General features: G+C 64.4%; 16 protein-coding genes. 4 read left to right on the forward strand and 12 right to left on the reverse strand.

The features are described 5' to 3' along the window. Positions 1–1,011, forward strand: a complete 1,011-nt coding sequence (gene nagZ / locus BLV18_RS07335) for a beta-N-acetylhexosaminidase (RefSeq protein WP_090357360.1) — start codon at positions 1–3, stop codon at positions 1,009–1,011. A gap of 6 nt (positions 1,012–1,017) precedes the next feature. Here the strand turns inward: nagZ and BLV18_RS07340 are convergent, their stop codons facing one another. Both BLV18_RS07340 and BLV18_RS07345 read right to left on the reverse strand, forming a co-directional pair. Then, positions 1,018–1,977, reverse strand: coding sequence for a D-2-hydroxyacid dehydrogenase family protein (locus BLV18_RS07340; protein ID WP_090357362.1), 960 nt, complete (start codon positions 1,975–1,977; stop codon positions 1,018–1,020). A 9-nt stretch (positions 1,978–1,986) separates the two neighbouring features. Further along, positions 1,987–3,003: an alpha/beta fold hydrolase gene (locus BLV18_RS07345; protein WP_090357364.1), complete on the reverse strand. Its 1,017-nt coding sequence runs from the start codon at positions 3,001–3,003 to the stop codon at positions 1,987–1,989. A gap of 243 nt (positions 3,004–3,246) precedes the next feature. Between BLV18_RS07345 and BLV18_RS07350 the strand changes: the two genes are divergently transcribed. Next, the gene (locus BLV18_RS07350; RefSeq protein ID WP_090357367.1) at positions 3,247–4,020 is read left to right on the forward strand and encodes an enoyl-CoA hydratase; all 774 of its coding nucleotides are present in this window, start codon (positions 3,247–3,249) and stop codon (positions 4,018–4,020) included. Positions 4,021–4,076: 56 nt separating this feature from the next. Here BLV18_RS07350 and BLV18_RS07355 read toward each other — a convergent pair whose 3' ends face one another. The 6 genes from BLV18_RS07355 to BLV18_RS07380 all read right to left on the reverse strand — a co-directional run bounded on the left by BLV18_RS07355 (position 4,077) and on the right by BLV18_RS07380 (position 11,453). Then, positions 4,077–5,228 carry an acyl-CoA dehydrogenase family protein gene (locus BLV18_RS07355; RefSeq protein WP_090357369.1) on the reverse strand — a complete coding sequence of 384 codons (1,152 nt, stop codon included), beginning with the start codon at positions 5,226–5,228 and terminating at the stop codon, positions 4,077–4,079. Positions 5,229–5,242: 14 nt separating this feature from the next. Then, positions 5,243–6,334, reverse strand: coding sequence for an enoyl-CoA hydratase/isomerase family protein (locus BLV18_RS07360; RefSeq protein ID WP_090357371.1), 1,092 nt, complete (start codon positions 6,332–6,334; stop codon positions 5,243–5,245). Positions 6,335–6,854: 520 nt separating this feature from the next. Continuing rightward, on the reverse strand, positions 6,855–7,655 hold the full coding sequence (locus BLV18_RS07365; RefSeq protein WP_043188292.1) for an ABC transporter ATP-binding protein: 801 nt from the start codon (positions 7,653–7,655) through the stop codon (positions 6,855–6,857). A gap of 9 nt (positions 7,656–7,664) precedes the next feature. Then, positions 7,665–8,540 carry a nitrate ABC transporter permease gene (gene ntrB / locus BLV18_RS07370; RefSeq protein ID WP_082484494.1) on the reverse strand — a complete coding sequence of 292 codons (876 nt, stop codon included), beginning with the start codon at positions 8,538–8,540 and terminating at the stop codon, positions 7,665–7,667. Between the two features lie 27 nt (positions 8,541–8,567). After that, positions 8,568–9,893: a CmpA/NrtA family ABC transporter substrate-binding protein gene (locus tag BLV18_RS07375; RefSeq protein WP_090357372.1), complete on the reverse strand. Its 1,326-nt coding sequence runs from the start codon at positions 9,891–9,893 to the stop codon at positions 8,568–8,570. A gap of 273 nt (positions 9,894–10,166) precedes the next feature. Continuing rightward, the gene (locus BLV18_RS07380; protein WP_244156815.1) at positions 10,167–11,453 is read right to left on the reverse strand and encodes a nitrate regulatory protein; all 1,287 of its coding nucleotides are present in this window, start codon (positions 11,451–11,453) and stop codon (positions 10,167–10,169) included. Positions 11,454–11,599: 146 nt separating this feature from the next. Between BLV18_RS07380 and BLV18_RS07385 the strand changes: the two genes are divergently transcribed. Further along, complete coding sequence (locus BLV18_RS07385; RefSeq protein WP_090357375.1) at positions 11,600–12,526, forward strand: Gfo/Idh/MocA family protein; 927 nt, start codon at positions 11,600–11,602, stop codon at positions 12,524–12,526. Between the two features lie 17 nt (positions 12,527–12,543). On the opposite strand, the gene BLV18_RS07390 is transcribed toward BLV18_RS07385, so the two are convergent. Next, positions 12,544–14,868, reverse strand: coding sequence for a DEAD/DEAH box helicase (locus BLV18_RS07390; RefSeq protein WP_090357378.1), 2,325 nt, complete (start codon positions 14,866–14,868; stop codon positions 12,544–12,546). Between the two features lies 1 nt (position 14,869). After that, a complete protein-coding gene (gene mfd / locus BLV18_RS07395) occupies positions 14,870–18,319 on the reverse strand; it encodes a transcription-repair coupling factor (RefSeq protein ID WP_056843064.1) in 3,450 nt (1,149 codons plus the stop codon). Positions 18,320–18,613: 294 nt separating this feature from the next. Between mfd and BLV18_RS07400 the strand changes: the two genes are divergently transcribed. Further along, positions 18,614–20,077 carry a glyceraldehyde-3-phosphate dehydrogenase gene (locus BLV18_RS07400; protein ID WP_090357380.1) on the forward strand — a complete coding sequence of 488 codons (1,464 nt, stop codon included), beginning with the start codon at positions 18,614–18,616 and terminating at the stop codon, positions 20,075–20,077. A gap of 179 nt (positions 20,078–20,256) precedes the next feature. Here BLV18_RS07400 and tcuC read toward each other — a convergent pair whose 3' ends face one another. After that, positions 20,257–21,546 carry an MFS transporter gene (tcuC, locus tag BLV18_RS07405; RefSeq protein WP_090357382.1) on the reverse strand — a complete coding sequence of 430 codons (1,290 nt, stop codon included), beginning with the start codon at positions 21,544–21,546 and terminating at the stop codon, positions 20,257–20,259. Between the two features lie 171 nt (positions 21,547–21,717). Next, a complete protein-coding gene (locus BLV18_RS07410; protein ID WP_049859148.1) occupies positions 21,718–21,942 on the reverse strand; it encodes a DUF6555 family protein in 225 nt (74 codons plus the stop codon). Positions 21,943–21,948: the final 6 nt, after the last annotated feature.

Raw genomic sequence — 21,948 nt, forward strand, 5'->3', positions numbered from 1 at the left:
ATGAGCGCTCGTCTGCAAGGCTCCCTGATGGTCGACGTCGCCGGCACCTGGCTTACCGCCGAGGACCGGCAGTTGTTGCGCCAACCCGAAGTCGCCGGACTGATCATCTTCGCGCGCAACATCGAGCATCCACGCCAGGTGCGCGAGCTGACCGCGGCCATCCGCGCCGTACGGCCGGAGCTGATCCTGGCCGTGGATCAGGAGGGTGGGCGTGTGCAACGTTTGCGTCAGGGCTTCGTGCGGCTACCGGCCATGCGCGAGCTGGCGCGTCATGCCGATGCGATCGGTCTGGCCGAGCATTGTGGTTGGTTGATGGCCGCCGAAGTGTTGGCTGTGGGCCTGGACTTGAGCTTCGCGCCGGTATTGGACCTCGATCATGGCCACAGCGCCGTGGTCGGTACCCGTGCCTTCGAGGGTGATCCCGAGCGCGCGACGGCGCTCGCCGGGGCGTTCATCCGAGGCATGAATGCCGCGGGCATGGCAGCGTGCGGCAAGCATTTTCCCGGCCATGGCTGGGCCGAAGCCGACTCCCACGTGGCGATTCCCACCGACGAGCGTTCTCTGGAGCAGATTCGCGCGTGCGATCTGGTGCCCTTCGCGCGGTTGGCCGGCCAGCTGGCGGCGGTCATGCCGGCCCACGTCATCTACCCGCAGGTCGACGGCAACCCGGCAGGCTTCTCGCGTCGCTGGCTGCAGGACATTCTGCGCGGCGAACTCGGCTTCGAGGGAGTGATTTTCAGCGACGACCTGTCGATGGCCGGCGCTCACGTCGTGGGTGACGCTGCCAGTCGGATCGAGGCGGCCCTGAGCGCGGGCTGCGATATGGGCCTGGTGTGCAACGACCGCGCTGCGGCCGAACTGGCCTTGAGCGCTGCCCAGCGCATGGGCGTGCAGCCTTCGCCACGCATCGCCGCCATGCGCGGCCGGGCCTTCGCCAATGTCGAGTACCGTCAGCATCCGCGCTGGCAACAAGCGACTGCTGCACTGCGCGCGGCGGCATTGATCGACTGAACGCGGTTATTGGCCGGCCAGCAGGCGCACGGGCTGGCCGGCATGCCAGGCCAGTATGTCTTCGATCATCTGAGTGAAGAACAGCCGGTAGTTGTTGCCGGTAACGTAGCCGATGTGGGGCGTCGCCAGCACGTTGGGCAGCGTGCGGAACGGATGATCTTGCGGCAGCGGCTCTTCGTCGAACACATCCAGTGCCGCGCCAGCGAGGCGACCCTCGCGCAGGGCTTGGATCAGCGCGGTCTCGTCGATGATCGGGCCGCGTGAAGTGTTCACCAGCCGCGCGCCCGGCTTCATCCACGTCAACGCCTGTGCATCGACCAGCCCACGGCTGCGCTCGCCGAGCACCAGATGCACGCTGAGCACGTCGGCCTGTTCGAACAGCTGCTGTTTGTCGACGTACTCCACGCCTACTTCGGCGGCGCGTTGCGGTGTGAGGTTCTGGCTCCAGGCGATCACGCGCATACCGAACGCCTGGCCGAAGCGCGCCACTTTCTCACCGATGCTACCCAGGCCCAGCAAGCCCAGGGTGCTGCCATGCAGATCGCCACCCAGGCCGATTTGCCAGCCACCGCTGCGCAGCGACTGGGCTTCGCCGAGCAGGTCACGGGTCAAAGCCATCAGCAGGGCCCAGGTCAGCTCCGGCGCCGCATGCTTGTAGCTGTCGGTACCGGCGACCTGAATGCCCAGTCGCGCCGCAGCCTGCAGGTCAATGGCGGCGTTGCGCATACCGCCGGTCACCAGCAGTTTGAGCTGCGGCAACTGCTGGAGCAGGGCTGCGTCGAAGCAGGTGCGTTCACGCATCACGCAGATGACGGTATAGGCCGCCAGACGCTCGGCCAGAACGCGGCCGTCGGCTGGGTAATCGTGGATGAAGTCGAGCTGGCCGACGGCCTGCAGCGGGGTCCAGTCGACCACGTTTTCAGCCACCGATTGCCAATCGTCGATGACGGCTATTCGCATGGGCATTGCCTCTTGTCAGAGCGGTTTCTGGGGAGCGTCCAGCCAGTCGAGCAGAGCCTTGTGGAAGCGCGCCGGCTCTTCCATCTGCGGTGCATGGCCCAAGCCTGCGAACTCCACCAGGGTGCTGTGGGGGATCATCTGGCTGGCCTGCTTGCCCAGCACGGCGTACTTGCCCAGCCGTGCCTTGACCTCGGGCGGTGCGACATCGCTGCCGATGGCCGTGGTGTCGGCGTCGCCGATCAGCAGCAGGGTCGGCACCTTCAGGTCCTTGAACTCGTAGACCACCGGCTGGGTGAAGATCATGTCGTAGATCAGCGCCGAGTTCCATGCCACCAAGGTATGCCCCGGGCCTTTGTTCAGGCCGGCGAGCATGTCCACCCAGCGATCGTATTCCGGCTTCCAGCGACCGCCATAGTAGGTGGTGCGCTCGTAGTTGCGGATACCCTCGGCGGTGACCTTGGACTCGCGCTCGAACCACTGGTCGACACTGCGATAGGGCACGCCCAGGGCTTTCCAGTCTTCCAGGCCGATCGGGTTGACCATGGCCAGGCGCTCGGTGTCCTCGGGAAACATCAAGGCGTAGCGGGTCGCCAGCATGCCGCCGGTGGAGTGGCCCATGATCACCGCTTCCTTGACCCCGATGCGGGTCAGCAGGTCATGGGTGTTGTTGGCCAGTTGCTGGAAACTGTATTGGTAGTGTTCCGGCTTGCTAGAGGTGCAAAAGCCGATCTGGTCCGGTGCGACCACTCGGTAGCCGGCATCGCTGAGCGTCTTGATCGAGCTTTCCCAAGTGGCGGCGCAGAAGTTCTTGCCATGCATCAGCACCACGGTGCGGCCGTTGGCCTTGCCATTGGCGGCAACGTCCAGGTAGCCCATCTGCAGGCTTTTGCCTTGGGACTCGAAGGCGTAATGTTGCAGCGTGTACGGATAGTCGAAGCCCTGCAGTTCGGGACCGTAGGCGGGCGAGGATTCGGCGGCCAGCAGGGGCTGGGCGAAGACACTGGCGAGCGCCAGCAGGGACAGGCGAAGCATGGAGACCTCCTGGAATGGACGGTGGCGCAGGATGGACGTACGGTTGCAGGGTGTTGCCGGCCAGCACCGTAGCACCTATTGGAGGCCGACATGGCCCGGTGGTGCCCGGCTGCGACGAGAAATGTCCCGCATCAGGTTTCAGAATGCTACAAACACGACGCACGATCATGGCCGGGGAGCCGTCCATGGATCGCTACAACAATAACCATCGAGGCAGACAATGCCTCCACCTGGAGATAGGCCATGGCTTTTGAAACCATCCTTTTGGAAACCCGAGGTCGCGTGGGTTTGATCACGCTCAACCGCCCGCAGGCGCTGAACGCTCTCAACGCTCAGTTGATCGACGAGCTGAATCAGGCTCTGGATGCTCTGGAGCGCGATCGCGAGATCGGCTGCATCGTTCTCACCGGCTCGGCCAAGGCGTTCGCCGCCGGTGCCGACATCAAGGAAATGGCCGAACTGCGCTATCCGCAGATCTACCTCGACGATCTGTTTCACGAGAGCGACCGGGTCGCCAACCGACGCAAGCCGATCATCGCTGCCGTGGCCGGTTTCGCCTTGGGCGGTGGGTGCGAACTGGCGTTGATGTGCGATTTCATCCTGGCCGCCGACAACGCCAAGTTCGGCCAGCCCGAAATCAAGCTGGGCGTGCTGCCGGGCATGGGCGGCACGCAGCGCCTGACCCATGCGGTGGGCAAGGCCAAGGCCATGGAGCTGTGCCTGACCGGGCGCCTGATGGGCGCCGAAGAGGCCGAACGCGCAGGGCTGGTGGCCCGCATCGTCGCCGCCGACCGGTTGTTGGATGAAGCCATGGAGGTTGCCGCTCAGATCGCAGCGAAATCGTTGCCGATCGCGATGATGGTCAAGGAAAGCGTCAATCGTGCGTTCGAGGTGAGCTTGGCAGAAGGGGTTCGTTTCGAGCGTCGGGTGTTCCACGCCGCCTTCGCCAGCGAAGATCAGAAAGAGGGGATGGCGGCGTTCATCGCCAAGCGCGAGCCGCAGTTCAAGGGAAATTGATCGAAACAGGGCTGGTCCATAGCCAGCCCCGTCGCTATGCGGTGATTACAGCGCAGTTACAGTAGATAGTTGCGCAGCTCGCGGGCGATCAGCATGCGCTGGATCTCGCTGGAGCCTTCGTAGATCTGGGTGATGCGCGCATCGCGGTAATACTTCTCCACCGGATAATCTTCCAGATAGCCATAGCCACCGTGTATCTGCACGGCGCTGGAGCAGACCCGCTCGGCCATTTCCGAGGCGAAGAGCTTCGCCTGGGAGGCTTCGGACAGGCAGGGCAGGCCTGCACTGCGCAGGCGTGCGGCATGCAGCACCAGCAGTCTCGCGGCGTTGACCTGCACCTGCATGTCGGCCAGCAGGTTGGCCACGCTTTGGTGCTCGATGATCGGCTTGCCGAACTGAACCCGCTCGCGGGCGTAGCCCAATGCCGCTTCGAACGCCGCGCGTGCGATGCCCAGTGCCTGGGCGGCGATGCCGATACGGCCGCCTTCCAGGTTGGACAGCGCGATGTTCAGGCCCTTGCCGCGCTCGCCAAGCAGGTTGTCGGCAGGGACGCGACACTGGCTCAAGGTGATGGCGCAGGTGTCGGAGGCGCGGATACCGAGCTTGTGCTCGCTGCGGTCGACGGTAAACCCGGGCGTGTCGGTGGGCACCAGAAAGGCGGACAGGCCCTTCTTGCCCAGTTCCGGGTCGGTGACCGCGAAGACGATGGCGAGCCTGGCCCGACGACCGTTGGTGACGAACTGCTTGGCACCGTCGATGACCCAGTGCTCGCCCTCGAGCACGGCGCGGGTACGCAGGTTGTTCGCCTCGGAGCCCGCCTGGGGTTCGGTCAGGCAGAAGCAGCCGATGGCCTCGCCGCTGGCCAGCGCTGCCAGCCAGGTGTCCTGCTGGGCCGGGCTGCCATAGTTGAGCAAGGGGCCGCAGCCCACAGAGTTGTGCACGCTCATCAACGCCCCCAGCGCACCATCGGCGGCGGAGATTTCTTCCACCGCCAGGGCGTAGGCGACGTAGTCGGTGTAACTGCCGCCCCATTGCTCGGGCACCACCATGCCCAGTAGCCCAAGGGCGCCCATCTGCGCCACCAGGGCGTCATCGATCCAGCCGGCCTGTTCCCAGGCACGGGAATGGGGGGCAACTTCGGCGCGGGCGAAGTCGCGCGCCATGTCACGGATCATGATCTGTTCTTCGCTCAGTTCCAGGTCTTGCATGGCAGACTCCGGCCTCAGAGGCCTTGGAAGAAGGGCTCGATGCGCGCAGGCGTGAGCCGGTCTAGCGTCGGTGGGTTCCAACGCGGGTTCTTGTCTTTGTCGATCAGTAAAGCACGGACGCCTTCGATCAGGTCGCCCTGTTCGAACCACTGGCGATTGAGGTGCAGCTCCAAGGCGAAGCAGTCGTCCAGGCTGAGGTGGCGACCGCGGCGCAGCAGTTCGAGGGTCACCGCCATCGCCACTGGCGAGCGGGTGCGCATCAGCTGCGCGGTGTTCTGCGCCCACTGCTGACTGTCGGCGACGTTCACGTTTTCCAGTTGCTCGACCAGGCTGGTCAAGTCGTCCTGACTGAAGAAGTGATCGATGGCCGGCCGCAGCCGGTGCAGCGGGGCGTCGGGCAGGCTTTGCACGCCGAGGCGAGCGAGGACGCCCTGCAGGTCCTTGAGAGGGTTGTCGCCCCATTGCAGTCTGTCCAGGCGCTCATCGAGCAGGGTCAACCGGTCGCTTTCCAGGTACCAGTCCGCCAGACCGCAATAGAGTGCATCGGCGGCCGCGATCTGGACCCCGGTGACGCCCAGGTAGGTGCCGATTTCACCGGGGATGCGGCTCAGGAAATAGGTGGCGCCCACATCGGGGAAATAGCCGATGGCCACTTCGGGCATGCCCAGCTTGCTGCGCTCGGTGACGACGCGCAGTTCGGCCGCCTGAGCCAGGCCCATGCCACCGCCCAGGGTGTAGCCGTCGAGCAGGGCCAGCACGGGCTTGCGATACTGATGCAGGCACTGGTCCAGGGCGTATTCTTCGTCGAAGAAGACCTCATGCAGGGCTTCATGGCCGCGATAGCTGAGGTAGAGGTTGCGAATGTCGCCGCCGGCGCAGAAGCCGCGGTCGCCAGCGCCGCGCAGCACCACGGCATGGATGTGCGGGTCCAGCGCCCAGGCGTCGAGATAGCCGCGTAGGGCGCGGATCATGTCGAGGGTGAGTGCATTCAGACCGGCGGGGCGGTTGAGGGTCAAGTGGCCGATGTGGTTACGGACTTCGCCGAGTACCTGGTCATCGAGCCCCAGGGAAGACCGCTGGGGAGGTGGAAAGACCTGAGTTGTCATCGCTGAATCCCTGCTTGTTATTGATTTCCTGAGATAAATAAGCGGACCAGGTGATCGTGACAGGCAAGTTTGCAGCTTTCAATGCAGATTAATGCAGGTAATGCCTGCAAATTTGCACGGGTGATGGACGCTGGCCGGCACCCAGTAGACCCAGCCATCGTAACGGGGTTCGGTGTGGTTTCAGGACCTGAAGCGATGAAGCCGGACGCGGCTTGCGCCGCTGCTACAGGGACGCGGCGCTCGCGTCGGCGGTGGATGCGGTGGGTCAGGGGTACCGAGGTGAGGCCGGACGCGGCTTGCGCCGCTGCTACAGGGAACGCGGTGCTTGCGCTGGCGGTGGTTGCGGTGGGTCTGGGGCACCGCGGTGAAGCCGGACGCGGCTTGCGCCGTTCCTGTAGCAGCGGCGCGAGCCGCGTCGGCGGTGGATGCGGTGGATCAGGGGCACCGCGGTGAGGCCGGACGCGGCTTGCACCGCTGCTACAGGGAACGCGGCGCTCGCGTCGGCGGTGGGTGCGGTGGTTCAGGCGACGGCTTCGACGACTTTCCCCTGTTTCTCGTAGAGGAAACTGAGCACCGCCAGGCGGTACTGGTTGTAGCGCGGGTCGTCGGCCAGGGCCAGGCGGCTGCGGGGGCGGGGCAGGTCGATGGTGAGGATTTCGCCGATGGTCGCCGCCGGGCCGTTGGTCATCATCACGATGCGATCGGACAGCAGCACCGCCTCGTCGACATCGTGAGTGATCATCATCACCGTGTTGTGCAGCTCGCTCTGGATGCGCATCACCTCATCCTGCAAGTGGGCGCGGGTCAGCGCGTCCAGCGCGCCGAACGGTTCGTCGAGCAACAACACCTTGGGCTGCATCGCCAGCGCGCGGGCGATGCCCACACGCTGCTTCATGCCGCCGGAAATCTCGCTCGGGCGCTTGTGCAGCGCGTGGGTCATGTTGACCATTTCCAGGTTGTGCAGGGTCCAGGCATGGCGCTCGCTCTTGCTCTTGCTGTGCTTGAAGACCTTGTCCACGCCCAGGGCCACATTTTCATAAACGGTCAGCCAGGGCAGCAGCGAATGGTTCTGAAACACCAAACTGCGGTCCGGCCCCGGCTGGCGCACTTCCTTGCCGTCGAGAATCACCGCACCGTTGCTCGATTCGATGAGCCCGGCGACGATGTTCAGCACCGTCGACTTGCCGCAGCCCGAGTGGCCGATGATGGAAATGTACTCGCCGCGTGCGACGTTCAGGTTGATCCCGCGCAGCACCTGGCTGGTGACACCGTCGCGCTCGAAGTGCTTGTCGACGTTTTCGATACTCAAGTAATGGCTCATGTTGCCTCCTCAGCTTTGCGAAGTGCCGCGGGTGACCAGGCGTCCGACCATCGCCACCAGGCGATCGAGGCAGAAGCCGACGATGCCCACGTAGGCCAGGGCGAGAATGATGTCGCTGATGCGCGAGGCGTTCCAGGCGTCCCAGATGAAGAACCCGATGCCGACACCGCCAATCAGCATTTCCGCGGCGATGATCGCCAGCCACGACAGGCCGACGCCGATGCGCAGGCCGGAAAAGATATAGGGCGCAGCTGCCGGCAGCATGATCTTGCTGAAGTACTCGACGCCGTTGAGCCGCAGCACCTTGGCCACGTTGCGGTAGTCCTCGGGAATGTTGCGCACGCCCACCGAGGTGTTGATGATGATCGGCCAGATGGCGGTGATGAAGATCACGAAGATCGCCGAAGGGTAGCTGTCCTTGAAACCGGCCAGCGACAGCGGCAGCCAGGCCAGCGGCGGTACCGTACGCAGGATCTGGAACAACGGATCGAGCCCGCGCATGGCCCAGGTCGACTGTCCCACCAGCACGCCCAGGCTGATCCCCACCACCACGGCCAGGGCATAGCCGTAGGCAACCCGCGATAGGCTGGCCAGCAGCTGCCAGGCCATGCCCTTGTCATTGCCGCCGTTGTCGTAGAACGGATCGACGATCAGCTCCCAGGTATCACTGATCACCTGAGTGGGCGGCGGCAGCGCCGCGCCCTTGCCGCTGCACACCAGTTGCCAGACCAGCAACAGCAGGGCGCCGATCACCACCGGGGGCAGGCACTGCTGCAACACGAAGCGGCGGGCGTTCTTCAGCAGTTTCGCCATCACCGGCGGCTTGACCTGGGCCTTGGCGACGGCCTGGGCGGCGCTGTGCAGCTTCTTCACTTCAGCATTCATGGTGACCTCCGGTGAGTGCGGGAAACATCAGGCCAGGGCCTTGATGGACAGGCTGTCGAGATAGGCCTGCGGGTTCTGAGGATCGAAGGTCTTGCCGTCGAAGAAGGTCTCGACACCGCGCGAGTCGGAATCGGGGATCTGCGCCGCCGGCACGTTCAATTCCCCGGCGGCCAGGCGCCAGATATCGGAGCGATTGACCTTGGCGATCAAGGCCTGGCTGTCGAAGTCCTTGGGCAGGTAGCCCCAACGCTTGTTCTCGGTGAGGAACCACAGGTCGTGGCTCTTGAACGGGTAGGAGGCGAAGTCGTCCCAGTAGCGCATGATGTGCGGGCTGTCCTTGACCACCTTGCCGGTGCCGTAGTCGAAGTTGCCTTTCATGCGCTCGATGATGTCCGCCACCGGCGCGTTGATCCAGCGACGCTTGGCGCAGATCTCTGCCACTTCGTCCTTGTTCTCCGGCCGCTCGCAGAACATCTGCGCTTCCATCACGGCCTTGAGCAGGGCTTTGGTCGCGTTGGGGTGCTTGTCCACGTAGTCGGCGCGCAGGGCCAGGGCCTTCTCCGGATGCTTGTTCCAGATCTCTCCCGTGGTGTTGGCCGTGTAGCCGACTTTCTGATTGATCAGCTGGGCGTTCCACGGTTCGCAGACGCAGAAGCTGTCCATGCTGCCGACCTTCATGTTGGCGACCATCTGCGGCGGGGGCACGACGATGGTGGACAGGTCCTTGTTCGGGTCGATGCCACCTGCGGCCAGCCAGTAGCGCAACCACAAATCGTGGGTGCCGCCGGGGAAGGTCATCGCGGCATTGACGGTCTTGCCGCTGGCACGCTTGCTGGCCAGCGCCGCCTTGAACGGTGCGGAATCCAGGCCCAGCTTGAGGTCGGCATGTTCGTTGCCCACCGAGATGCACTGGCCGGACAGGTTAAGCCGCGCGAGGATGTACATGGGCACTGGCTGGTTGTTGGGCGTGACCTTGCCAGCAGCGATCAGGTAGGGCATGGGTGTGAGGATGTGTGCGCCGTCGATGCCGTTGGCGGCCGAACCCAGCACCAGATTGTCCCGCGTTGTACCCCAGGACGACTGTTTGAGCACTTCCACCCCGGTCATGCCGTGCTTGGCGAAGAATCCTTTCTCGTCGGCGACGAACAGCGGCGCGGCATCGGTCAGCGCGATGAAGCCCAGCTTGGCCGTGGTGGTTTCCAGACCGTCGCTGCCCGCTGCCCAGACCGCCGAGGACAGCCCGGGTGGCAGCAGTCCAAGGGCTGCACCGGCACCGGCCACGGTCAACGACTGCTTGAGAAAGTGCCGACGCTTGGCGTCGTGCGGGTGTGCTTTGAAAGGCGTGTCATCCATCGCTGATTCCCCTGCTGCTGGCGGCCAAAAAAATGCAAAAAAAAACGGCGGTCACGCGCTCCGGGCAATGCTGCCGGAACGCGTGGACGCCGTTGTCCAGGATTCGAATAGTCGACCGCAGTTGGCTGCGGTCCTGTGTGTCTCAAAGCAGATTGCGTGCCAAGGCGTCGAGAGCCGCACGGGACGCAGTGGTCCTCGCGCAATGGAGCGTCCGTGTGCACGGATGCGGAGCATGCCACCGGCAGGGTGCGCAAATAGGGCGCAGTCTGTGCCTCAACCTTTGCCAGCGACGGCCAATACGTTCTGCGCCATGTCGACCATGCGCAGCCCTCGCGACATCGCCGATTGCCGCAGTCGGGTGTACGCCTCGCTTTCGCTGAGGGCATATTCATTCATCAACAATTGCTTGGCCCGTTCCACCAGCTTGCGTTCATTGAGCGCCTGGCGGGCCTCGTCCAGTTGCAGGTTGGCATCCTGCAGACGGTGGGTCTGGGCCTGCAGCAGGTCCAGCAGCGAGCGGCCCATCTGCGGTCCGTGACCGTCGGGCGCAGGGCTGTCGAGATCGCTGGCATGCACGCTGAACAGCCGGGCATCGCCGCAGCCCATGGTTTCCAGACTGGCCAGGCGTTGCAACAGCACGCGGTGGTTGTCGAGGTCGGCATTGGCCAGCTTGATGCTGCTCTGACAACTGGCCAACAGTTGCTCGGCAAGTTGCTTCTCCACCTCGTGCATCTGATCGATGCGCTGGCTGTGCAGCTCGAACCAGAGCTGCGACAGGCCCGGGTCCACCGGATGTTGCGCCGAGGTGCGCATGCCGACTTCGCGCAGGCGCAACAACTGTGTGGTGAGTTCGCTGCGCTGCAGCTCGGCCCAGCGCTGACCGGCCAGCGGGTCGGCAAATTCGCTGAAGGTCTGGAAGCAGCGCTCCTGGCTTTGCGTCAGGTGCAGGATGCGCTCCTGCACACTGGCGTCGAAAAAACCCGCCGAGAAGCCGGCCACGCCGGTGGCCCTCTCCTGACCCGCCAGCTCCTTGCCCTGCATGAAGTTGAACAGCGCCACCAGCACCCGGGTGATGTCCGGATCGATGGCCGTGTCGGCCGCCTCGAAGACCACGGCCATGAGTCCACCAATCAGGCGAGTCAGCGCCGCCGTGGCCACGCTGGGTGCGAGCAGGCGTTCGCGAATGCGCCGCCGCAGGCCGGGCAATTCGTCGAAACCGTGCAGGACGTAGGCAACGCGGTTGAACAGGCGGGCGCGGTCGGCCGCGCTGGCTGCATTGAGGTCCACGGCCTGCAAGCGCTGGAGTACGTCGTGCTCCAGTGCCTTAGCCTGCTCGGTGTGCAGGTCCAGTTGCCGGCGGTGGGTTTCCACCTGGCTGCCCAGATAGAGGTTGGTGTAGCCACGCTCACGCTGCAGGGCATGCACCAGGCGGCTGATCAGCGTCACCAGTTCACAGGTGTCGGCCAGCCCGCGCAGGCCTTCGAGCTCGCTGCGGCGAGCGGCCAGCATGAAACGCAGGGCAGGGGGCATAGGACGATCAGGCAGGGCGCGATCAGGCATGGCGGGCTCGCAACTTCGGTGAGGGACGGCACGGTTGCATGCAAATCCCGGTCCCGACGTTGCGCCCGCCGCGTGCATTGCCACGTATGCCGACGGCTGTGTAACTGCTATAACGCCCAGGCCCAACAATAAAAAAGGAGTCAGCGATGTCCCCCATTCGTCTCGGCGTGGTCGGCTACGGCAAGATTGCCCAGGATCAGCACGTCCCCGCCTTGCGCAATGACCCATCCTTCGAGCTGGTCGCCGTGGCCACCCTCGGCGAGCCATGCCCCGGCGTCACGCATTTCGGCAGCCTGCACGAGTTGCTCGAACAGGCCGCGGATATCCAGGCGCTGGCGTTCTGCACACCGCCTCAGGGTCGCTATGCGCAGGTCCGCGAAGCGCTGCTGGCCGGCAAGCACGTGCTGGTGGAAAAACCGCCCTGCGCCAGCCTCGGCGAGGCCATGGCCCTGGTCGAACTGGCCGCCGAGCAGGGTGTGACCTGCCTGTTCGCCTGGCATTCACGCTTCGCCGCAGGGGTCGAAAGCGCCCGCGCCTGGCTGGCGGGTAAACGCCTGCAGTCGGTCACGGTGCAGTGGAAGGAAGACGTGCGCAAGTGGCACCCGGGCCAGCAGTGGATCTGGCAGGCCGGCGGCCTCGGCGTGTTCGATCCGGGCATCAACGCCCTGTCGATCATCAGCCACGTGCTGCCTGAAGCCCTGTTCGTCACCCAGGCCAGCCTGCGCTTTCCCGGCAATCGCCAGGCGCCGATCGCGGCTGACCTGAGCATGAGCGACGCGAACGGCCTGCAGGTGAGCGCCGCCTTCGACTGGGACCACGGTCATGACGAGCTCTGGCAGATCGAAGTACATTGCGACGAAGGATGCCTGCGCCTGACCCACGGCGGCGCGCAGCTGCTCATCGACGATGTGCCGCAGACGCTCGAAACGGTGGGTGAATACCCGCTGCTCTACCGGCACTTCGCGCGATTGATCGAGGCCGGGAACAGTGACACCGATCTGCAGCCGTTGCGGCTGGTGGCCGACGGGTTTCTGCTCGGGGAGCGCGCAACGGTCGCCGATTTCGTCGACTGAAAACGCCGTTCAGGCAACTATCGGCGTTTGGCCGGTGGGCTCGGCAGCGGCGCGAGCAGGGCGTCGATATCGTTGTCCTGCAGGCGCCAGTCGCCGGTTTCCCGTGCATCGAGAATGCCGGCCGCCAAGGCTGACTTTTCCTGCTGCAGGTGCTGGATCTTCTCTTCCACGGTGCCGCGGGTGATCAGCTTGTAGACGAACACCGGTTTTTCCTGGCCGATGCGGTAGGCGCGGTCGGTGGCCTGGTTTTCCGCGGCCGGGTTCCACCACGGGTCGTAGTGGATCACCGTGTCCGCTGCGGTCAGGTTCAAGCCCACGCCGCCGGCCTTGAGGCTGATCAGGAAGATCTGCAGCCTGCCGTCCTGAAAGTCCCTGACCGGTGCCCGGCGATCGCGCGTGGTACCGGTGAGCAATGCGTAGGGGATGCCTCGCTGCTGCAGCTCCTGTTCGATCAGGCCCAGCATGGAGGTGAACTGGGAGAACAGCAGGATGCGCCGACCGCTGCCCAGCAGTTCGTCGAGCAATCGCAGCAGGCTGGCCAGCTTGCCCGAACTGTGGCCCGGTGGCGGTGCTGCAACGCTGTTGACCAGGCGCAGGTCACAGCACACCTGACGCAGCTTGAGCAGCGCTTCGAGGATGATGATCTGACTGCGCGCCACGCCCTTGCGGTCGATTTCGGCGCGTACCTTTTTATCCATGGCCAGGCGCACGGTCTCGTACACGTCGCGCTGCGCCTCGTTGAGTTCGACCCAGTGGACGATCTCGCTCTTGGCCGGCAATTCGGTGGCCACCTGCTCCTTGGTGCGGCGCAGCAGGAATGGCTTGATCCGCGCGTTCAGGTGCTGCAGGCGCGTCTCGTCGCCCTGTCGCTCGATCGGCAGACGGTAGTCGCGGCTGAACTGCTTGCTGTCGCCCAGCCAGCCCGGCATCAGGAAATGAAACAGCGACCAGAGTTCGCCCAGATGATTTTCCAGGGGCGTGCCGCTCAGGCACAGGCGTTGCCGCGCGCTCAGCTGACGTGCCGCCTGCGCGGCCTTGCTGCCGGGGGTCTTGATGTACTGGGCTTCGTCGAGCACCAGTACGTGCAGCGGCACCTGTTCGAGGACTTCGATGTCCTTGGGCAGCAGGGCATAGGTGGTCAGCAGCACGTCGTACTCGGCCAGATGCGCGAAGTGTTTCTTGCGGGTGGCGCCGTGCAGGGCCAGGACCTTGAGTGCGGGCGCGAAGCGTGCGGCTTCGTCCTGCCAGTTCGGCACCAGGCTGGTGGGCATCACCACCATGGCCGGGCGATCCAGACGCCCGGCCTGTTTTTCGATCAGCAGATGGGCGAGGGTCTGCAGGGTCTTGCCCAGGCCCATGTCGTCGGCGAGGATGCCGCCCACTTCCAGTTGCCGCAGCGCCTGCATCCAGCTCACGCCTTCCAGCTGGTACGGACGCAGCGTGGCGTTCAAACCGTCGGGCGCGGCCACCGGACAGTGGCGGATGTCGCGCAGGCGTTCGGCAAAATGACGTACCCGCTCGCCACCTTGCCAGTCCAGAGGCAACGTCCGCAGCCCTTCGAGGCGCGTGGCGTCGGCGGTGGCCAGGCGTATCGAGGTGTCGCCCGGTTCGCGCAGGTAGAAATCCCCCAGCGTTGCCAGCACCGGTTTCAAGCGGCCATAGGGCAGGGCGACCTGCACGGTTCGCTGAACGCCGTCTTGCACCGTATGCACGGGCACCAGGATCTGTTCGTCGTCGCGACGTCGCGCCAGGTGGCTCGGGTTGAGCAGTTCCGGGTGGCTGCGCAGCAGGTTGAGCAGGATCGGCAGCAGGCTCAGCGGTTCGCCGTCGACCACGATGCCCAGTTCCAGATCGAACCAGTCGCGCTCTGGGCCTTCCTCGATGGTGGCGTACCAGCGCTCGACCGGCGTCAGGTCGAAGGCGAACGCCTCGGCGTATTCGATTTCCCAACCTTGCTCGCGCAAGCCCGGAAGCTCGTTGAGGATGAAGCGCAGCCAGGCAGCATCGCTGGGCAGCTCGAAGATCTCGCCGGCGCTTTCCGGCAGCGCCTTGCTCTGCCGGGTCGCCAGCTTGAAGCCGATGCCCTGCAACTGCTCGCGCAGGGCTCGCTCGGCGGCCGGCTGGCGCAGGATTCGAGCGTTCTGGTTCTGCCACTGGCGCGCGACGCTGGTGGGGCGCGGCCCGCTGACGTATTCGCCGGCGTAGCCGTAGGCCAGCGCTGCACGATGCTGCACGTAACGCTGCATCTTGCCGTTGCGCGGTTCGAAAGCGCTGAACTCGACGCTGCCCAGCCACAGCCGTGGCCGCGGTTGCAGCGTATCGATCACGCGCTCATCGGGCATATCAACCGGCTTTTGGCGTCAGGCGCTCGAACAGCGCTTCGATGACGTTGAAGCGCTCCTCGGCGCGCTCCATCGGCACCATGAATTTGAACAGCGTGGCGCCTTCGAACTTGTAGCGCTTGGGCTGGCTCTGGATCAGCTTGATCAGGGTCAGCGGATCGACCGGCGTGCTCGGGCCGAATTCGATGCGCCCACCCTGCGGACCACCATCGACCTTGGTGATACCCAACTGCTCGGCTTGAAGCTTGAGCAGGGTCAGGCGCACCAGGTTCTTGGTCGGTTCGGGCAACAGGCCGAAGCGGTCGATCATTTCCACCTGCAGGTCCTTGAGACCGTCCTCGTCCACCGCCGAGGCGATGCGCTTGTAGAGGATCAGGCGAGCGTGCACATCGGGCAGGTAGTCCTCGGGAATCAGAGCGGGCAGGCGCAGGTTGATCTCCGGGCCGCCGCCCAGGGGCTGGTCCAGGTTGGGTTGCTCGCCCTTGCGGATCGACTTGACCGCACGTTCGAGCATTTCCATGTACAGGGTGAAACCGACCGCCTGGATCTGCCCGCTCTGGCCTTCGCCAAGCAGCTCGCCAGCACCGCGGATTTCCAGGTCGTTGGTGGCCAGGACGAAACCGGCACCCAGGTCCTGGGTATTGGCGATCGCCTCCAGACGCTTTTCGGCGTCCGGAGTGATCTGCTGGCGCGGCGGGGTCAACAGGTAGGCGTAGGCCTGGTGGTGGCTGCGGCCGACGCGCCCGCGCAGCTGGTGCAACTGGGCCAGACCGAACTTGTCGGCGCGCTCGATGATGATGGTGTTGGCGCTGGGCACGTCGATGCCGGTCTCGATGATGGTCGAGGCGATCAGTACGTTGAAGCGCTTGTGATAGAAGTCGCTCATCACCTGTTCCAGCTCGCGCTCGCGCATCTGCCCATGGCCGATGCCGATGCGCGCCTCGGGAACCAGTTCGGCGAGGTCGGCGGCGCATTTCTCGATGGTTTTCACATCGTTGTGCAGGTAGTACACCTGGCCGCCGCGCAACAGCTCGCGCAGCAGCGCTTCCTTCACGGTGCTCTTGTTCTGCTCCATGACGAAGGTGCGCACCGACAGGCGCCGCGCCGGTGGCGTGGCGATGATCGACAGGTCGCGCATGCCGGCCACGGCCATGTTCAGCGTGCGCGGAATCGGCGTGGCGGTCAGGGTCAAAATGTCGACTTCACTGCGCAGGGCCTTGAGCGCCTCTTTCTGACGCACCCCGAAGCGGTGTTCTTCGTCGATGATCACCAGGCCCAGGTTCTTGATCTTGACGTCGTCCTGCAGCAGCTTGTGGGTACCGATGACGATGTCGATCTTGCCTTCGGCCAGTTGCTCGACGGCGGCACCCACTTCCTTGGCCGACTTGAAGCGGCTCATCACTTCGACCGTCACCGGCCAATCGGCGAAACGGTCGCGGAAGCTGTTGTAGTGCTGCTGGGCGAGCAGGGTGGTCGGCACCAGGATGGCCACCTGGCGGCCGCCGTGCACGGCGATGAACGCCGCGCGCATGGCCACTTCGGTCTTGCCGAAGCCGACGTCGCCGCACACCAGGCGGTCCATGGGCTTGGGCGCGAGCATGTCGTGGCGCACGGCCTCGATGGCCGACTGCTGGTCCGGGGTTTCTTCGAAAGCGAAGCCGGCGCTGAACGTGGCGTAGTCCAGAGCCGGGTCGGCGAACGCATAGCCTTCGCGCGCCGCGCGGCGGGCATAGATGTCGAGCAACTCGGCGGCCACGTCGCGCACCTGCTCGGCGGCCTTGCGCTTGGCTTTCTGCCAGGCCTCTGAACCGAGCCGGTGCAGCGGGGCCAGGGCGTCGTCGCTTCCGGTGTAGCGGGCGATCAGGTGCAGATTGGCCACCGGCACGTAGAGCTTGGCGTTCTCGGCGTATTCCAGGGTGAGGAATTCGGCGACCTGATTGTCGATCTCCAGCGTCGCCAGCCCCAGGTAGCGGCCCACACCGTGGTCGATGTGCACTACCGGCGCGCCTTCGCGCAGCTCGGTGAGGTTCTTGATGACGTTGTCATTGGCCGCGTCGGCGCGCTTGTCGCGACGACGGCGCTGCATCACGCGCTGGCCGAACAGCGGACTCTCCGCGATCAGGGCCAGGGCCGGGTCGAGAATCTGCAGGCCTTCGTCGAGCGGCGCGATGGTGATCGCCAGACGTTCCTTGCCCTCGGCGAACTCGTTCCAGCCGTCCACCGTGCGAGGGCGGACCTTGAGCCGCTCCAGCAGCTCCAGCAGCACTTCACGGCGACCGGCGGATTCGGCGGTGAACAGCACCCGCCCCGGAAATTGGTCGAGGAATCCGGCCAGCGCGGCGAGGGGCTGGGTGGCCTTGGCCTCGATGGCCAGGTCCGGCAGCGCCGCTGCGGCGAAACGTTCACGGCCCGGCCCCGGCTCCAGGTCATCCTGGCTGACGATGATGCGTGGCCAGGTCTTGAGCTGGGCGAAGCAGTCTTCCACCGGCATGAACAGTTCGGCAGGCGGCAGCAACGGACGCGCAGGATCGACCCGACGCTCCTCGTAACGGTTGCGCACGTCGCTCCAGAAATGCTCGGCGGCCTGTTCGATACCCGGCAGCGAGAACACCTGGGTGTCCTGGGGCAGATAGTCGAACAGGGTCGAGGTTTCTTCGAAGAACAGCGGCAGGTAGTACTCGATACCGGCAGGGGTGATGCCGCTGCTCAGGTCCTGAAAGATCGGGCAGCGACGGAAATCGACGTCGAAACGTTCGCGAAAGCGTGCCTTGAAGCGGGTCACCGCTTCCTTCTGCAGGGGGAATTCGCGGGCCGGCAGCAGGCGGATCGACTCGACCTTGTCGATGGAACGCTGGGTCTCCGGGTCGAAGGTGCGCAGCGTCTCGATCTCGTCGTCGAACAGGTCGATCCGATAGGGCAGCTTGCTGCCCATGGGGAACAGGTCGATCAGGGCGCCGCGCACGGCAAATTCACCGTGCTCGTACACCGTGTCGACGTAGCGGTAGCCGCTGGCCTCCAGACGCGTGCGCATCTGCTCTACGTCCAGGCGTTGCCCCACGTCCAGCACCAGGCTGCTGCCCAGCAGGAACTGGGTCGGCGCCAGCCGATGTAGGGCAGTGGTGATGGGCACTACCAAAACCCCGTGCGCCAGCTCGGGCAGGCGGTAGAGGGCGGCGATACGCTGGGAGATGATGTCCTGGTGCGGCGAGAACAGGTCGTACGGCAGGGTCTCCCAGTCGGGGAAATGCAACACCGGCAACTGCGGGGCGAAGAAACGCAGTTCCTGCTCCAGCCGGTCGGCGCTTTGGCTGTCGGCAGTGAGCAGAAGCGTGAAGCGCTTGGCGGCATTGGCCGCTTCGGCGATCGCCAGGCTCAGGGCGGCCCCGGGCAGGTTGCCCCAGGCGTGTTTGCCTGCCGAGGCAGGGAGTTGCGGAAGGCGCAGAACAGGCACGGGAGGTTGAGCTCCAAGCGTTGCGGCGGAAAACGAGGATTGTACCGGGGCGACGGTGGGCTGTCAGGTGCTGTGATGGGGTTGTGCCATTGCGGCGGCTCGAGCGGGCGGTGATGGCCGCGTCACGGTGCTTCGCACTGCCTCTTGTCAGAAAACCGCCGGGTATGAGCTACCTCGTTGGCGCGCCTCGGTTTTTTTGACGGTCCTATTCGCCAAACTTCACGACGTCGATAAGCGCAGATTGCTCCGGCCGCGCGGCGAAGTCATAATGTAGCCCGTTTTCTCAGCCCCTACATGTGGAAGGTTACCGTGACTCAGAAGCCCGACCAGTGTCTTGGTGAATGGATCGATCGTGAAGCACTCGCCGAAGCGATGATTCCTTTGATCGGCCAGCTCTACCGCAATAACAACGTAGTCACCTCCATCTACGGCCGCAGCCTGATCAACCGTTCGGTGATCGAGCTGCTCAAGGCGCACCGCTTCGCTCGCCATCGCCAGTCCGATTCCTCGGAGCTGTCGGTGCACGAGACGTTCCCGCTGATCAAGGCGATGAGCGAACTCAAGCTGGGCGCTGCCTCCGTGGATCTGGGCAAGCTCGCGGTCAAGTTCAAGGATAGCGGCAACGGGCGCAGCGCCGAACAGTTCGTGCGTGAAGAGCTGGCGGACGTGGTCGGCAAGCAGAACCAGGGCGAGCGTACCGGTACCGACGTGGTGCTGTACGGTTTCGGCCGCATCGGTCGCCTGCTGGCGCGCATCCTGGTCGAGAAGGCGGGTGCCGGCGACGGCCTGCGTCTGCGTGCGATCGTCGTGCGCAAAGGCGCCGACAACGATCTGGTCAAGCGTGCCAGCCTGCTGCGTCGCGACTCGGTGCACGGCTCCTTCGACGGCATCATCCATGTCGACGAAGCGAACAGCACCCTGACCGTCAATGGCAACCTGATCCAGGTCATCTACGCCAAGAACCCGAGCGAAGTCGACTACACCCAGTACGGCATCAAGAATGCCCTGCTGGTCGACAACACCGGCGTCTGGCGCGATGCCGACGGCCTTGGCCAGCACCTGGCCTGCCCAGGCATCGACCGCGTGGTGCTGACCGCACCGGGCAAGGGCAAGCTCAAGAACATCGTGCATGGCATCAACCATGGCACGATCACTGCCGATGACAAGATCGTGTCGGCGGCGTCCTGCACCACCAACGCCATCGTACCGGTGCTCAAGGCGGTCAACGACAAGTTCGGCATCGTCAACGGCCACGTTGAAACCGTTCACTCGTACACCAACGACCAGAACCTGATCGACAACTTCCACAAGGGCGACCGTCGCGGCCGTTCGGCGGCGTTGAACATGGTCATCACCGAGACCGGCGCTGCCACCGCTGCCGCCAAGGCGCTGCCCGAACTGGCCGGCAAGCTGACTGGCAACGCCATTCGCGTGCCGACGCCGAACGTCTCCATGGCCATTCTCAACCTGAACCTCGAGAAGGCCAGCACCCGCGAAGAGATGAACGAGTACCTGCGCTACATGGCGCTGCACTCGGACCTGTCCCGGCAGATCGATTTCGTCAACTCCCAGGAAGTGGTATCGACCGACTTCGTCGGCTCGCGCTATGCCGGTGTGGTCGACGCCGAGGCCACCATCTGCAACGACAACCGCGTCGTGTTGTACGTCTGGTACGACAACGAATTCGGCTACAGCTGCCAGGTGGTCCGTGTGATGGAAGACATGGCGGGCGTCAACCCTCCAGCTTTTCCACACTGAGCCTGAGCGCTGAATGAAAAACGCCCCGACTGGTTCGGGGCGTTTTTTTTGCGTGGGGTGTCAGGTATGGCCTCTTCGCGGGCAGAGCCCGCTCCCACAGGGGGGGTTACTTAAATACAGGCTCTTGTGGGAGCGGGGCGGGCGGCGAGCCATCTGCCCGCGAAAGCCGCACCGCGGTATCAGGCCTGCGCCGCCAAAGCCGTACGCTGCGCATGCCGGTCGCCGCGAAACAGCACCAGGGTCGCTACCAGCCCCAACACCGCCGCGCCACTGAGCCAGATGCCCGGTGCCGCCTTGTTGTCCAGCGCGTGAATCAGGTAGGTGCACGCCACAGGGGTGAACCCGCCGAACGTCGCCGTGGCCAGGCTATAGGCCAGCGAAAACCCGGTGGTGCGCACGTCCAGGGGCATGATCTCGGTCAGCGCCACGACCATGGCACCGTTGTACGAGCCATACAGGAACGACAGCCACAGCTCGACCGTCAGCAGACGGCCAAAGCTGGGATCCGCCACCAGCCACGACAAGGTCGGGTAGGCCGTCAGAATCGCCAGCACCGTGGCCGCGAGCAGCAAAGGTTTACGCCCGATGCGGTCCGACAGTGCGCCCATGATCGGCAGCCAGATGAAGTTGGAAAGGCCCACGGCCATGGTCACCAGCAGCGCATCCATGTCCGACAGGTGCAGCTCGTTCTTGCCGAACGTCGGCGTGTAGGCGGTGATCAGGTAGAACGAAACGGTGGTCATCACCACCAGCGCCATGCCCGCCAGGACCAGGCGGAAATTCTGCGCCACCGAATGCACGACTTGCTTGAGCGTGGGTCGATGGGTGCGCGCTTCGAACTCGGGCGTCTCTTCAAGCGAACGACGAATGAAGAAAATCACCGGTACGATCATGCAGCCCACCAGGAACGGCACCCGCCAGCCCCATTCACCCATTTGTTGCGCATCGAGGAAGTGGTTGAGCAGCACTCCGAGCAGGCCGGCGAAGACCACGGCGACCTGCTGGCTGGCCGACTGCCAGCTGACGAAGAAACCCTTGCGCCCCGGCGTGGCAATCTCGGCCAGGTACACCGACACACCGCCCAACTCCACGCCTGCCGAGAAGCCCTGCAACAGTCGCCCGAGCAGCACCAGCAGCGGCGCCGCGACGCCCAAGGTCGCATAGCCAGGTACGCAGGCAATCAATACCGTGCCCAAAGCCATCAAGGCCAAGGTCACGATCAGCCCTTTGCGCCGTCCGTGCCGATCGATGTACGCACCCAGAAAGATGGCCCCCAGGGGGCGCATGAGAAAGCCGGCACCGAAGGTGGCCAGCGACAGCATCAGCGAAGCGAAGGCACTGTCGGTCGGAAAGAACGTCTTGGCGATGGCCGTGGCGTAGAAGCCATAGACCATGAAATCGAACATTTCCAGAAAATTGCCGCTGACAACGCGAAAGATCGCCTTGCCTTTACCCACCTCAGACGTCATGGCTGTGCTCACTTTACTTGATCTTATAGGTGACCCATGGCAATAGACGCGTCGAGCTTTCGGGCACAACGGTCCAACGCCGGGAACATATCTTGTAACAATATGTTCCAGATCAACCTCAGGTAAAGTGAATTCGTACGCCAACCAGGCAGTGACGCAGGCCTTCGACGCTCAGGCCGGACGCCAGCTGACACCATTGATACCGAATTTTTCGGCCGATGGCTGACTGGTCTTTTTTACATGCTCACGGCCGAATCGACCGATGCGGCCGACCCCTGCATCGCAGCTTGCCCAATGCCAAGCCTCGCTGCTGTCCATTTTCTCGGCTCGGATGATGAACGACTTGGGGTCGCCGTGCAGGGTGTAATCGATGACGAACAGTTTTGCGTTGTTCATGGGGCC

Source organism: Pseudomonas coleopterorum (genome assembly GCF_900105555.1).
GTDB lineage: Bacteria > Pseudomonadota > Gammaproteobacteria > Pseudomonadales > Pseudomonadaceae > Aquipseudomonas > Aquipseudomonas coleopterorum.